This window comes from Sinomonas sp. RB5, assembly GCF_054063535.1.
Genome location: NZ_JBSSGJ010000005.1, coordinates 163248 through 177173, shown reverse-complemented (window position 1 = coordinate 177173; position 13926 = coordinate 163248). Strand labels below are relative to the sequence as shown.

The 13926-nt window shown below is 72.2% G+C and carries 12 protein-coding genes; 8 read left to right on the top strand and 4 right to left on the bottom strand.

The window, feature by feature from the left end; genetic code table 11:
• The first annotated feature begins 38 nt into the window (after positions 1 to 38).
• From gmk to ACVWWH_RS08250, 5 genes are read left to right on the top strand one after another with little or no spacing between them, the layout of a single operon-like run.
• Entirely contained in the window at positions 39 to 656 is a 618-nt protein-coding gene (gmk, locus tag ACVWWH_RS08270; protein WP_447418939.1) for a guanylate kinase, read from the top strand.
• A 41-nt stretch (positions 657 to 697) separates the two neighbouring features.
• The gene (rpoZ, locus tag ACVWWH_RS08265; RefSeq protein ID WP_066497902.1) at positions 698 to 982 is read left to right on the top strand and encodes a DNA-directed RNA polymerase subunit omega; all 285 of its coding nucleotides are present in this window, start codon (positions 698 to 700) and stop codon (positions 980 to 982) included.
• Between the two features lie 29 nt (positions 983 to 1011).
• Positions 1012 to 2268: a bifunctional phosphopantothenoylcysteine decarboxylase/phosphopantothenate--cysteine ligase CoaBC gene (gene coaBC, locus ACVWWH_RS08260; protein WP_457316237.1), complete on the top strand. Its 1257-nt coding sequence runs from the start codon at positions 1012 to 1014 to the stop codon at positions 2266 to 2268.
• A 9-nt stretch (positions 2269 to 2277) separates the two neighbouring features.
• A complete protein-coding gene (gene metK / locus ACVWWH_RS08255; RefSeq protein ID WP_066497898.1) occupies positions 2278 to 3495 on the top strand; it encodes a methionine adenosyltransferase in 1218 nt (405 codons plus the stop codon).
• A gap of 19 nt (positions 3496 to 3514) precedes the next feature.
• Positions 3515 to 5578, top strand: coding sequence for a primosomal protein N' family DNA-binding protein (locus ACVWWH_RS08250; protein WP_457316236.1), 2064 nt, complete (start codon positions 3515 to 3517; stop codon positions 5576 to 5578).
• Positions 5579 to 5637: 59 nt separating this feature from the next.
• On the opposite strand, the gene ACVWWH_RS08245 is transcribed toward ACVWWH_RS08250, so the two are convergent.
• Genes ACVWWH_RS08245 through ACVWWH_RS08230 form a run of 4 tightly spaced genes read right to left on the bottom strand, consistent with a single transcriptional unit; the run spans position 5638 to position 9469 of the window.
• The gene (locus ACVWWH_RS08245) at positions 5638 to 6729 is read right to left on the bottom strand and encodes a glycosyltransferase family 4 protein (RefSeq protein WP_457316235.1); all 1092 of its coding nucleotides are present in this window, start codon (positions 6727 to 6729) and stop codon (positions 5638 to 5640) included.
• The gene (locus tag ACVWWH_RS08240; protein ID WP_457316234.1) at positions 6726 to 7649 is read right to left on the bottom strand and encodes an alpha/beta fold hydrolase; all 924 of its coding nucleotides are present in this window, start codon (positions 7647 to 7649) and stop codon (positions 6726 to 6728) included. The genes ACVWWH_RS08245 and ACVWWH_RS08240 overlap by 4 nt, the downstream gene beginning before the upstream one ends.
• Positions 7650 to 7665: 16 nt before the next feature.
• The gene (locus ACVWWH_RS08235) at positions 7666 to 8514 is read right to left on the bottom strand and encodes an aldo/keto reductase (RefSeq protein WP_457316233.1); all 849 of its coding nucleotides are present in this window, start codon (positions 8512 to 8514) and stop codon (positions 7666 to 7668) included.
• A 55-nt stretch (positions 8515 to 8569) separates the two neighbouring features.
• Positions 8570 to 9469 (bottom strand): sugar-binding transcriptional regulator, encoded by a 900-nt coding sequence (locus ACVWWH_RS08230; protein WP_084249448.1) that lies wholly within the window; start codon positions 9467 to 9469, stop codon positions 8570 to 8572.
• A gap of 225 nt (positions 9470 to 9694) precedes the next feature.
• Here ACVWWH_RS08230 and ACVWWH_RS08225 point away from each other — a divergent pair, with 225 nt between their 5' ends.
• The 3 genes from ACVWWH_RS08225 to glpK all read left to right on the top strand — a co-directional run bounded on the left by ACVWWH_RS08225 (position 9695) and on the right by glpK (position 13855).
• Complete coding sequence (locus tag ACVWWH_RS08225; protein WP_457316232.1) at positions 9695 to 11452, top strand: glycerol-3-phosphate dehydrogenase/oxidase; 1758 nt, start codon at positions 9695 to 9697, stop codon at positions 11450 to 11452.
• A gap of 67 nt (positions 11453 to 11519) precedes the next feature.
• Positions 11520 to 12272 (top strand): MIP/aquaporin family protein, encoded by a 753-nt coding sequence (locus tag ACVWWH_RS08220; RefSeq protein WP_457316231.1) that lies wholly within the window; start codon positions 11520 to 11522, stop codon positions 12270 to 12272.
• Between the two features lie 47 nt (positions 12273 to 12319).
• The gene (gene glpK, locus ACVWWH_RS08215; RefSeq protein ID WP_457316230.1) at positions 12320 to 13855 is read left to right on the top strand and encodes a glycerol kinase GlpK; all 1536 of its coding nucleotides are present in this window, start codon (positions 12320 to 12322) and stop codon (positions 13853 to 13855) included.
• Positions 13856 to 13926: the final 71 nt, after the last annotated feature.

The window sequence follows — 13926 nt, the reverse complement described above, 5'->3', positions numbered from 1 at the left end:
CATGCCCGGGGCGCCCCGGGCTCTGACGAAGGGACAGCGTGGAGCACGCACAGGGCCAGACGGCCGCAACCGAGGCCGGGCACGGCGGGCTGACCGTCCTCGCGGGACCCACCGCTGTGGGCAAGGGCACGGTCTCGACCTACATCCGGGACACCTATCCGGAGGTGTGGCTCTCGGTGTCGGCCACGACCCGGGCCCCGCGCGAGGGCGAGGTCGACGGGGTGCACTACTACTTCGTGGGCCCCACCGAGTTCGAGCGGCTCGTCGCCGAGGGTGCGTTCCTCGAGTGGGCCGTGGTCCACGGGCAGAACCGCTACGGCACGCTGCGCCGCACCGTCCAGGAGGCGATCGCCGCCGGGAAGCACGTCCTGCTCGAGATCGACCTCCAGGGCGCGCGGCAGGTGAAGGCAGCGATGCCGGACGCGCAGTTCGTGTTCCTGGCCCCTCCGAGCTGGGACGAAATGGTGCGCCGCCTGCGCGGCCGCGGCACCGAAACGGCCGAGGAACAGCAGCGCCGGCTCGAAACGGCTAAAATAGAGCTCGCTGCCGAGCCCGAGTTCGACGTCACCGTCGTCAACGACGACGTGAAGCGCGCGGCAGATGAGCTTGTGTCACTCATGGGACTGACGCCGCACGCCCGGCCCGCGTCGCGCTAGCGCGCCGGCCATCCGCTAAGAAAGAGCATTGGAGACCAACTGTGTCCTCGACCCCCGAAGGCATCATCAACCCGCCGATCGACGACCTCCTCACGAAGTCCGACTCCAAGTACGGCCTCGTGATCTTCGGCGCGAAGCGTGCCCGGCAGATCAACGCCTACTACGCCCAGCTGCACGAGGGCCTCTTCGAGTACGTCGGCCCCCTCGTCGACACCCGCCTGAATGAGAAGCCGCTCTCCATCGCCCTGCGCGAGATCAACGAGGGTCTCCTCGTCGCAACCCCCGCCGCCGAGGAAGAGGCCCCCGCGGAGTCCGAGGACCAGTAGGGGCCGGGAGCCAGGAGGAGGTCGGCTGCGTGCGCGTGGTCCTGGGGGTCGGCGGCGGGATCGCCGCGTACAAGGCGGCCCTGCTGCTGCGGCTGTTCACCGAGGCCGGGCACGACGTCACGGCGGTGCCCACCGAGGCCGCGCTCAGCTTCGTCGGCAAGGCGACGTGGGAGGCCCTCTCGGGCAAGCCGGTCCGCACCGACGTCTTCGAGGCCGTCGAGACCGTCAACCATGTGCGCCTCGGCCACGAGGCCGATCTGGTGGTCGTGGCTCCCGCGACCGCTGACCTGCTCGCCCGCGCCGCGGGCGGCCACGCCGACGACCTCCTGACCACCACGCTCCTCATGGCCCACTGCCCGGTGCTGCTCGCGCCGGCCATGCACACCGAGATGTGGCAGCATCCTGCCACCCAGGCCAACGTGGCGCTCCTGCGCGAGCGGGGGGTGAACGTCCTCGACCCCGCCTCCGGGCGCCTCACGGGCGCGGACTCGGGCCCCGGCCGGCTCCCGGAGCCGGAGGAGATCTTCGGCGCCGCCCTCGCCCTCGTGGGCGAAGCCTCGCAGGACGACGCCGGCCGCCCCTCCCGGCCGCTGGCAGGCCGCCGCGTCCTGGTCTCCGCGGGCGGCACCCGCGAGCCCCTCGACCCCGTGCGCTTCCTCGGCAACCGCTCCTCCGGCAAGCAGGGCGCCGCCCTCGCGCGCGCGGCCGCGGAGGCGGGCGCCGACGTCACCCTGGTCGCCGCCCACATGGACGTCCCGGCGCCCCAAGGCGCCCGGGTCGTCAGCGTGGGCTCTGCGCTCGACCTGCGCGAGGCCATGCTCGCCGAGGCCCCGGGCGCCGACGTCGTCATCATGGCCGCCGCCGTGGCCGACTTCCGCCCCTCCGAGCCGCAGGCCAGCAAGATCAAGAAGCGCGATGACGCCGCCGATCCCGTCATCACCCTCGTCCGCAACCCCGACGTCCTGGTGGAGCTCGTGCAGCGGCGGAACGACGCCGAGCCCGGCCAGCTGATCGTGGGCTTCGCCGCGGAGACCGGCGACGACACCTCGAGCGCCCTCGACTACGGCAGGGCGAAGCTCGCCCGCAAGGGGTGCGAGCTGCTCGTCCTGAACGAGGTCGGCGCCGACGCGACGGGGTCGGAGCGCGTCTTCGGCCGGGACAGCAATTCTGTGCTCATCCTCGCCCGCGACGGCGAGCCCGAGCACGCGGCGGGCAGCAAGGACGAGGTGGCTGCCGCCGTCGTGCGCCGGATCACCCGTGAGCTCGCCGCCCGCACGACCCAGTAGAGTGGACCAGTGACCCACGCTCCCGATTCCGGCACCACTGCCCTGCGCCTCTTCACCTCCGAATCCGTGACCGAGGGGCATCCCGACAAGATCTGCGACCAGATCAGCGACTCCATCCTCGACGCGCTCCTCGCGGCCGATCCGGAGTCCAAGGTCGCGGTGGAGACGATGGCCACCACCGGCCTGGTCCACGTCGCGGGCGAGGTCACGACGGACGCGTACGTCGAGATTCCGCAGATCGTGCGCAACACCATCCTCGGGATCGGCTACGACTCCTCGGCCAACGGCTTCGACGGCGCGCGGTGCGGCGTGTCGGTCTCGATCGGCCAGCAGTCCTCCGACATCTTCGACGGCGTGTTCAACTCCCTCGAGTCCCGCGAGGGCACGATGGAGGACGAGTACGACCTCCAGGGTGCCGGCGACCAGGGCATCATGTTCGGCTATGCCTCGGATGAGACGGCCACCTACATGCCCACGCCGATCTGGCTCGCCCACCGCCTCTCCGAGCGCCTGACCGAGGTGCGCAAGAACGGCGAGCTCGCGTACCTGCGGCCCGACGGCAAGACCCAGGCGACCGTGGGCTACGACGGCGACCGCCCCGTGAGCGTCGAGACCATCGTCATCTCGAGCCAGCACGCCGAGGGCACCGACCTCGCCACCCTGCGCGCCGACCTCGCGGACCACGTCGTCAAGCCTGTCCTGGCCCTGGCCGAGCTCGAATCGGACCACGTTCGCAGCATCCTCAACCCCGCCGGCGCCTTCATCATCGGCGGCCCCGTCGGAGACGCCGGCCTGACCGGCCGCAAGATCATCGTCGACACCTACGGCGGGTTCGCGCGCCACGGCGGCGGGGCCTTCTCCGGCAAGGACCCGTCGAAGGTGGACCGCTCCGCCGCGTACGCGATGCGCTGGGTCGCGAAGAACGTCGTCGCCGCAGGCCTCGCGCGGCGCGCCGAGATCCAGGTGGCCTACGCGATCGGGCAGGCCCGCCCCGTGGGGATCTATGTCGAGACGTTCGGCACCGAGAGCGTGGACCCGCTGCGCATCAGCGCGGCCGTGAGCGAGGTCTTCGACCTGCGGCCACGGGCCATCATCGAGGCGCTCGACCTCAAGCGCCCCATCTACGCCAAGACCGCCGCCCATGGTCACTTCGGCCGCGAGGAGCCGGACTTCACTTGGGAGCGGCTGGACCGCGTCCAGGATCTGAAGGACTTCTTCGGGGCGTGAGCCGCGTCAGGCGCGGGCGATGAGCGCGAGCCAGCAGCCCGCCGAGCCCGTCCAGCCGTCGCTGCTGTCCGGCTTCCCGCTGCCCGAGCAGGCCCCGCCCGGTCCGCGGCCGGCGCGTGAGCTGCCGGTGGCGCGCGTGTGCGTCGAGTCCCCACTGCCCCAGCTGGACCGGCTCTTCGACTACCTCGTGACGGAGGAGCTGGACAGCGCAGCCACGCCGGGCGTGCGCGTCAAGGTCCGCATCGCCGGCCGCGAGCATGTCGGGTTCCTGCTCGAACGGCGCGATTCGTCCGACGCCGGGGTGCGGCTCTCGCCGCTGGGCGCCGTGCTCTCGCCGCTGCCCGTCCTGGCTCCCGAGATCGCCGAGCTCGCCTCCGCCGTCGCCGAGCGGTGGGGCGGCGCCCTCGGCGATGTCCTGCGCTTCGCCGTCCCGCCGCGGGCCGTCAAGGTCGAGGCCGAGTTCGCCGCGCGGGCCGGGAAGCCCGCCCCGGCCGCCCCCGAGCCGCCGGCCGCGCCGCGCGCCGACGCCGGCTGGAGCGAGCTGAACCCCGGCAGCGCGTTCCTGCGCCACGTGGCTGCCGGCGGGAGCCCGCGGGCGGTCCTGCAGACCGCCCATGGCTACGGGCCCGCCGCGTGGCCGCACACCATCGCCGCCGCCGTGGCGGCCGCACGCTCCTCGGGGCGGGGGGCCCTCGTGGTGGTCCCCGACCGGCGGGACCTCGACCGGGTGCACGCGGCGCTCCAGGCAGCGCTCCCCGGCGATCCGGCCGTGAGGCTCTCGGCGGAGGACGGCCCCAGCGCCCGATCCCGGGCCTTCCTCGAGCTCCTCACCGGCAGGGCGCGGATCGCGGTGGGGACCCGCGGGGCCGTGTTCGCCCCCGTGCAGGACCTCGGGCTCGTGGTCTGCTGGGACGACGGCGACGACCTGTACCTCGAGCCGCGGGCGCCCTACTTCCACGCCCGCGAGGTCCTGCTCCTGCGCGCCGACCAGGCCGGCTGCGCGGCGCTGCTCGCGGGCCACGCCGTCTCGGTCGAGGCCCAGCGACTGGTCGAGTCGGGCTGGCTGCAGCGCATCGCTCCGGGCAGGGCGGCGCTGCGCGCCTCCACGCCCCGGATCACGAGCACGGCGGACAGCATCGAATCCGCGCGCGACCCGCTCGCCCGCGTCGCGCGGCTGCCGCACGCGGCCTGGCAGGCGGCCCGCGAGGCCCTCGCCGAGGGCCCGGTGCTCGTGCAGGTGGCCCGGGCGGGCTACGCCCCGTCGCTCGCCTGCGAGCGCTGCCGCGAGCCGGCGCGGTGCCGGCACTGTTCCGGGCCGCTCGCCGAGCAGCCCTCGGGCCGCGAGCGCCTCGTGGCCTGCCGGTGGTGCGGGACACCCGAGCTCGCCTTCTCCTGCCGTGTCTGCGGAGCCCACGCCTTCAGGCGCACCGCGATCGGCGCCCTGCGCACGGCCGAGGAGCTCGGCCGGGCCTTCCCCGGAGCGGTCGTGGTCACCTCGGCCGGCGACTCGGTCAAGTCCGAGGTCCCGGGGTCGCCGGCCCTCGTCGTGGCCACGGTCGGGGCCGAGCCCCTGGCGCCCGAGGGCTACGCCGCCGCGCTCCTCCTCGACGGGGAGGCGCTCCTGCGCCGGGAGAGCCTGCGCGCGCCCGAGGAGGCCCTCCGCCGGTGGCTCAATGCGGCCGCGCTCGTGCGCCCGGCCTCGGCCGGCGGCCGGGTGGTCATCACCGCAGGGGAGAGCGAGGCGCTGGCCGCCCTCGTGCGCTGGGATCCGGCGGGGTTCGCCTCACGGGAGCTAGCCCTGCGGCGCGAGCTGTCGCTGCCGCCGGCGGTGCGCACCGCGGCGGTCACCGGTGCCATGGGCGACGTCGAGGCGTTCCTCGACGTCGCGCGGGACGTGACGTCGCTGGCGGGGGTGCGCCTCGTGGGGCCCGTCCCGGGCGAACCGGCGCAGGCCCTCGCCTTCTTCCCGATCGCCGCGGGTCCGGCCGTGGCCCGCGGCCTGCACGCGGCACGGATCTCCCTCGCCGTGCGGCGCTCCGGCGGCCCGGTGACCCTCCGCCTCGACGCCCCCGACCTGCTGTGAGCGATCTGCTGTGAGCGGCCCGGCCCGCGCCCCGCGGGGCGCGGACGTGCCGCAGGGGATCAGCGGCGCCGGCTGCGCCGTGCGTGGGAGTTGATGGCCTCGCGGGCGGCGGCGAGCAGCGCCTCGGCGGACGCGTCCCAGCTGAACGTCGCGGCCTGGGCACGGGCCTCGGCGGACGCCGCCTCCCAGGCGCCGGGGGCCTCGAGCGCGCGGACGGCGGCGGCGAAGTCGGCGGGCGAGTCAGGGTCGACGTAGGACGCCCCCGCGCCGCCGACCTCGCGGAAGATCGGGATGTCGCTCGCGACCACGGGCGTCCCGAGGCTCATCGCCTCGACGAGGGGCAGCCCGTAGCCCTCGGAGCGGGACAGGCTCACCAGCGCAGTGGTGCGCCTCAGGAGCGCCTCGTAGTCCTCCTCCGACACGCCGCCGTGGAAGACGACGCGGGCCCCGGCCGGGACGAGGGACTCGAGCTCGGCGCGCCGGGCGGGTGAGATCCGCGAGAGGAGGTGCAGCTCGTAGTCCGCGAGATGCCCCATGCCCGCGATCACCGTCTCGACGTTCTTGTACGGCATGAAGGACCCCATGTACAGCAGGGTCTTCTCGGCGCCGGCCGCCGCAGGCCTCGGCTCGCGGCCGCCCTGCGGGGCGTTGCCGACGATCCGGACGGGGCGGCGGGTGAGACGCTTCTCGGACATGAGCCAGCGGGTCGTGTGGCTCACGGTGGCGACCACGTCGGCCCGGTTCAGCAGCACCCGCTGGGGCCAGTACGCGCGGTGGTACAGGCGCCACAGCACGCGTACGGGCGCGGGGAGGAACCCGGGCGGCTCGGGGTGCTCGTAGTAGATGAGGTCGTGCAGGGTGAGGATGAGCGGGTAGCGCCGCCCCCACGAGCCCATCGTCTGCATGGGGCAGAACACGACGTCGGGCCGGAGCCGGTTGACCTGGGCGGCGATGAACAGCTCGCGGGGAGACAGCGGGCTCGTCACCTTGACGTGGGGCACGGGCGGCAGGAGTGCTAGCTGCCGGTCGTCGCTGATGAGCATGGCGACGTCGGCCCGGCGCGCCACTGCCTCGATGAGGCTCGCGCCGAACCGGCTGATGCCGTCGTGCTGGTCCGTGCGCGTGAAGCGGGCGTCGATGAGGATCCTCATGCCGTCCTCTCGGAGATGAAGTCGGCGATCGCGGCCGCCGCCGGACCGGGCGTCTCGTAGTGGATGAGATGTCCGACCCCGGGGACCACGGTCAGGCGCGAATCGGCCAGCCGGGCGTGGAAGCGCCGCACATCCGGCAGTGCGGCGATCTCGTCCCGCTCGCCCGCCACGAGCAGCACCGGAAGGTGCAGCTGGTCCGCGACCTCCGCCGCGTCGTGGGAGATCGAGGCCCGGAACGACTCCAGCAGCGAGGACCGCGTGGCGAACTCGCTGAAGTGCTCGCGGTGCTGCCCGTGGACGAAGGCCCGCAGGCCGGCGTCGCGGGTCTTCGCCATGGCCTCGCTCATGAGGCGCACCACAGCGCGGCTGCGCAGCAGGGCGGTGCCCGGTCGGGCCGGGAGGGCGGCGGCGCCCCAGTAGTAGAACTCGGCGAGCCGGCTGAGGACGGCCTGGGGCCCCTCGAGGGCCGGTGCCGAGATCGGATTGACCAGGACGAGCCGCTCGAAGCGGCCCGGGTGCCGTGCCATGAAGTGCGCCGCGACGATGGACCCGAAGGAGTGCCCCAGCAGCACCGTGTCCGGCCCGAGGGCGAGCCCGTCGGCGAGGAAGGCGAGCCAGCGGACGTAGCCGTCGATCGAATGCTCGCCGGCCAGGACGCCGGAGGCGCCGAAGCCGGGCAGGTCCGGCATGACGAACCGCACGTCGGGGAGGGCATCGACGATCCGCAGCAGTCCGTGGTGCGTGCCGCGGAAGCCATGGACCGCGAGGACGGTCGGTGCGTCGGCGCTCGGCGGTGTCGCCGGCCGGCTGACCGGCTCATAGGTGAAGACCGCCGTGGGCGCGCCCGCGACGTCGACGGTATCGAGGCGCTCCCGCGCTGCCAGCTGCTGGGACAGGAACGGCTCTGCGGCCAGCGTCATGGGGGTCATGTCCTTCTCAGTTGACGTCATCGGGGTGGGAGCCGCTGCGGAAGCCCCGGTCGAGGCCGGCGATCCGCTCCCGTTCGCCGTCGGCGAGCGCGAAGCCGAACACGTCCGCGTTCTCGCGGATGCGCTGCGGGCTGCTCGCCTTCGGGATCACGATCGTCCCCTCCTCGAGGTGCCAGCGGATCACCGCCTGGGCCACGCTCACGCCGTGCGCCTCGGCGATCCCGCGCAGCACCGGGTCCTCGAGGATGTGCCCGCGCGCGAGCGGGGACCAGGCCTCGGTGGCAATGCCGAGCTCAGCGTGGAGCGCGCGCAGCTCGCGCTGCTGCAGCCACGGGTGGAGCTCGACCTGGTTCACGGCAGGCGCCTCGCCGGTCGCGTCGACGAGGCGGCGCAGGTGCTCGGGCTGGAAGTTGCTCACGCCGACAGCGCGGACCCTTCCGTCCTCGCGCAGCCGGATCAGCGCGCGATACGTGTCGACGTACAGGTCCCGGCGCGGGCACGGCCAGTGGATGAGGCACAGGTCCACCACATCCAGCCCGAGTTCGGCCTGGCTGCGGTCGAAGGCCCGCAGGGCGGCGTCGTACCCCTGGTCCGTGTTCCAGATCTTCGTGGTGACGAACAGCTCGGTGCGGTCGAGGCGGCCGGAGGGGGCGTCGTCGGACATCGCCCGGCGGACGGCGCGGCCCACGCCCGCCTCGTTGCCGTACATGGCCGCCGTGTCGAGGCTCCGGTACCCGGCCGCGATGGCGTCGCCCGCGAGCCGCTCCGCATCCTCGGGCGGCACCTTGTACAGGCCGAACCCGAGCTGGGGGATGGCCACGCCGCGGGCAAGGGGGACCGTGGGGGAGGCGATCATGGTCTCCACCCTACCGGCGTGCCCGGCCGGAGCAGCCGACCGTCCGGCAGCCGCACTAGGCGTGCTCGGTCAGCAGGGCCCGGCCGGTCGCCTCGTCCACGATGAGGTCGGTGACCAGACGCGCGTTGAGGGCACCGCGCAGCGCCTCCGCCTTCGACGGCCCGGAGACGATGCACAGCCGCCGGGGGACCCTGCGCAGTGCCGCGAAGTCCGGGCCCGTGGCGCGGGCGTTGAGGCCGATCCCGTCGGAAGACCCGTCCGCCCGGAAGAAGACCGTCGCCACGTCGCCCACCACGCCCTCAGCGGCGAGGGACTCGAGGTCGTCGCGGTCGAGGTAGCCGCCGGAGTACACGTGGCTGGGCACTTCGGCGCCGACCGAGCCGACGCCGAAGACCGCGAGCGACATGCGCTCCTGGACGGCGAGGACGCGGCGGACGCTGCGCTCGCGCCACATCCAGTCCTTGGTCTCGGGCCGGTCGAAGAACGCGGGCACCGGGAACTCCTCGACGTCGGCGTCGAAGGCCCTTCCGAAGCGCCGCATGATCTCGCTCGCGTAGCCGAGTCCCATCGTCTGGGTGTTGGCGGCGCCGTTGAGCTGGACCACGGTCGTCCCGTGGGTGGGCTTGCGGTTGAGGTAGCGGCTCATGGCGCTCAGCGTCGAGCCCCAGGCGATCCCGATGACGGTCCTCGACGAGACGAAGGGGGTCAGCGTCCGGGCCGCGTACATCGCGACGCGGTCCAAGGTCTCCGCCTCGTTGAGGTTCTCGACCTGCGGGACCACGTGGACCGAGGACGGCGCCATGCCGAACTGCTCGGCCACCGCTGTCTCGAGCTCCACGGCCGAATCGATCGGGCTGTGGATCTGGATCTGGACGAGCCCAGACTCCCGGGCCAGCGTGAGCAGGCGCGACACGGTCGAGCGGGAGGTGCGCAGCTGGCGCGCGATGCCGTCCATCGTGAGGTCCTGCAGGTAGTACAGGCGAGCAGCGAGGAGAGCGTCCTGGTGCCGCCGGGAAATGGTCCCGGGTGAGCTTTGTCTCACAGACGCCCGGTGCGGATCGGTATCGGAGGGTCCCACGGCGGTCCTTTCTGCACGTTTGTGCAGACTGCTTGAACTTCTTTCGCAGCCCTTCCAAGAATAGCGGGAGCGCCACGCACAACCTAGGCCAAGGAGGTCCACGTGCCCCAGAATCCCCACCACGCCCAGCCCACCCCCCGAGCAGGCGTCGCATCGCTCAAGGCCGCGCCCCACGCGAAGGTCCTGATCATCGGCGGCGGCATCAACGGCGTCGGCACTTTCCGCGATCTTGCCCTCCAGGGCGTCGACGTGGCGCTGGTGGAGCGCGGCGACTACTGCGACGGCGCCTCCGGTGCGTCCTCGCACATGATCCACGGCGGCATCCGCTACCTCGAGAACGGCGAGTTCCGGCTCGTCAACGAGTCCGTGGTCGAGCGCAACCGGCTCCTGCGGATCGCCCCGCACTACGTCAAGCCGCTGCAGACCACGATCCCGATCTTCTCCACCTTCTCGGGCATCCTGAACGCCCCGCTGCGCTTCCTCACCCACCGCTCGGGGAAGCCGCAGGAGCGTGGCGCCGTCCTGATCAAGCTCGGGCTGAGCCTCTACGACGCCTTCTCGCGCAACGGCGGCACGGTGCCGCGCCACCGGTTCCTCGGCCGGAAGAAGGCCCTCGCGGAGCTCCCGCGCCTGCGGCCGGACCTGAAGTACACGGCCACCTACTTCGACGCCTCGGTGCACAACCCCGAGCGGCTCACCCTCGACGTCCTGCGCGACGGCCTCGCCGCCGGCGCCCACGCGCGCGCCACCAACTACGTCTCGGCGGTCGGCCTCACCAGGCGCTCGGCCGGTTCGGCGCACGACGGCGCGGCGGTGCGGCTCCGCGATGAGCTCACCGGCGAGGAGTTCGACTTCACTGCAGACGTGGTGGTCAACACCACCGGTGCCTGGGTCGACGCGACCAACGGCTCCGTCGGCGCCCCGACGAAGTTCATGGGCGGTACGAAGGGCTCGCACATCGTCCTCGACCATCCTGAGCTCCTGGCGGCCTGCGCCGGACGCGAGATCTTCTTCGAGCACAGCGATGGCCGCATCGTCCTGATCTACCCGATGGGGGACCGCGTCCTCGTGGGCACCACCGACATCGACGCGGGCGACGACCTCACGCCCACGTGCACCGACGAGGAGATCGCCTACTTCTTCGACCTCATCCACCACGTCTTCCCCACCATCGAGGTGGGCAGGAACAGCATCGTCTACACGTTCTCCGGCGTCCGCCCGCTCCCGCGGCACGACGACACCGCACCGGGGTTCGTCTCGCGCGACTACCGGATCGAGCGAGCACCCCTGCCGGGCGGCTCCGGGCAGACGATGCTGAGCCTCGTGGGCGGGAAGTGGACCACCTTCCGTGCGCTCTCCGAGCACCTCGCGAACGAGGTCCTCGGCCTGATCGGGCGCACCCGGAAGGTCAGCACCGGCGAGCTGCCGATCGGGGGCGGGCAGGGCTTCCCGTCGACGCCCGAGGCGACAGAGCGCTGGCTCAAGGCCCACACCGGCGAGGGGATCGACGCGGCCCGCGCCGAGGTCCTCCTCGCCCGGTACGGAACGCGTGCTTCGGAAGTCATTGAATTCCTCCGCGGTGGGGAGGACAGTCTGCTCCAGAGCACCAAGGAGCTGAGCGTCCGCGAGCTCGAGTGGATGGCGCTGCACGAGCAGGTGGGGCACGCCATCGACATCCTGATCCGCCGGACCTCTCTGGCCTTCCGGGGACTGGTGACGGCCGAGCTCATCGACGAGGTGGCCGGACACTGCGCCCGGTTCCTCGGCTGGGACGCGCAGCACACCCGGCGGGAGGTCGAGCGGGCCGTGGCCACGCTGGCCGACCGCCACCGCGTGGAGGTCGACCACCTGGTCGCCTGAGGCGCATCGCACCATGCCCCGGGCCGGCCGGCCCGGGGCAACACCTGAATACTGCAAGGAGTCAAAGATGTCTCTAGGGATCGTCTTCTTGTCCGAAGTGCTCGGCACCGGGATGCTCACCCTCCTCGGGTGCGGCGTCGTCGCGAACGTCGCGCTGAGGGGCACGAAGGGGAATGCCGGCGGCTTCCTGATGGTGACGTGGGGATGGGGAATCGCCGTGTTCTCCGGCGTCTACATCGCGGCGAAGTCGGGCGCGCACCTGAACCCCGCCGTCACCCTCGGCCTGCTGCTCAACGGCAAGGGCGAGTACGCCCCAGGTGTCAAGGTCGACGTCGCCTCGACCCTGACCTACTTCGGCGGCGAGCTGTTCGGCGCGTTCCTCGGCGCGGTGGTGTGCTGGCTTGCCTACAAGCAGCACTTCGACCACGAGGAAGACCCGGCCAACAAGCTCGGCACCTTCTCCACCGGCCCGGCCATCCGCAGCAACGGCTGGAACCTCATCACCGAGATCATCGGCACCTTCGTGCTCGTCGAGGTGATCCTCGCCTTCGGAGGGACCCCCTCGGGGCTCGGTCCGCTCGCCGTGGCCCTGCTCGTGGTCGGCATCGGCGTCTCGCTCGGCGGCCCGACCGGGTACGCCATCAACCCGGCCCGCGACCTGGGCCCCCGCATCGCCCACGCCGTCCTGCCGATCAAGGGCAAGGGCTCGAGCGACTGGGCCTATGCGTGGGTCCCCGTGGCCGGGCCCCTGATCGGCGGCGCCCTCGCCGGGCTCTTCGCCCGCGTCCTCCCGGACATCTTCGCGGTCGTCGCGAAGTAGCAAGTCCCCAGCACCCGTCACTGCAGACTCATCCAAAGGAGCCATGAATGTCTGATCAGGCGCAGAGCGCACAGCAGTTCGTCATCGCGATCGACCAGGGGACCACGAGCACCCGGGCCATCGTCTTCGACCACTCCGGCTCGATCGTCTCGACCGGCCAGCTCGAGCACGAGCAGATCTTCCCCCAAGCGGGCTGGGTCGAACACGACCCGAAGGAGATCTGGGGCAACACCCGCGAGGTGATCGGCCAGGCGCTCTCGAAGGCGAACCTCACCCGCCACGACATCGCCGCCGTCGGCATCACCAACCAGCGCGAGACCGCGGTGGTCTGGGACAAGAACACGGGCGAGCCCGTCTACAACGCGATCGTGTGGCAGGACACCCGCACCCAGAGCATCGTCGACGAACTCGCCAAGGACGGCGGCGTCGAGCGTTTCAAGCAGAAGGTCGGCCTGCCCCTGGCCACCTACTTCTCGGGCACGAAGATCAAGTGGATCCTCGACAACGTCGATGGAGCCCGCGCCAAGGCCGAGGCCGGAGACCTCCTCTTCGGCAACACGGACGCCTGGGTCCTGTGGAACCTCACGGGCGGCACCGACGGCGGCGTGCACGCCACCGACGTCACGAACGCCTCCCGGACGATGTTCATGGACCTCGAGACCCTCTCCTGGGACCAGGAGATCCTCGACGCGTTCGGGGTGCCGGCGTCGATGATGCCGGCGATCAAGTCCTCCTCCGAGACCTACGGCACGGTGCACGGCTCGCAGCTGCTGCGGGAGACGCCGGTCGCGGGCATCCTGGGCGACCAGCAGGCGGCCACGTTCGGCCAGGCGGCGTTCGACACCGGCGAGGCGAAGAGCACCTACGGCACGGGCAGCTTCCTGATCTTCAACACGGGCGAGGAGATCGTCCACTCGAAGAACGGCCTGCTCACCACGGTCGGCTACAAGCTCGGCGACGCGGCCCCGCACTACGCCCTCGAGGGCTCGATCGCGGTCACCGGCTCGCTCATCCAGTGGCTGCGCGACAACCTCGGGATGATCGGCAGCGCCCCCGAGGTCGAGACGCTGGCCAAGACGGTCGAGGACAACGGCGGGGTGTACATCGTGCCCGCGTTCTCGGGCCTCTTCGCGCCGTACTGGCGCCCGGACGCCCGCGGCGCCATCGTGGGCCTGACCCGGTACGTCAACAAGGGCCACATCGCCCGCGCTGCGCTCGAGGCGACCGCCTTCCAGACGCGCGAGGTGCTCGACGCCGTCAACGCCGACTCCGGCGTCCCCCTGGCCGAGCTCAAGGTCGACGGCGGCATGGTCGCCAACGACGCGCTCATGCAGTTCCAGGCGGACATCCTCGGCGTGGACGTGGTGCGGCCCAAGGTCATCGAGACCACCGCCCTCGGCGCCGCGTACGCCGCCGGCCTCGCCGTCGGGTACTGGAAGGACCTCGGCGAGTGCTCGGCGAACTGGGGCGAGGACAAGCGCTGGAGCCCGCAGATGGACTCGGCCGAGCGCGACCGCCAGATGCGGCTGTGGAAGAAGGCCGTGTCCAAGTCGATGGACTGGGTGGATGCCGACGTGAAGTAGCCCGGCGGCACCCTGCGCGCGGCGCACGGCGGCCACCCGCCGTCGTGCGCCGCGCCTGCGGTAGCATGGCT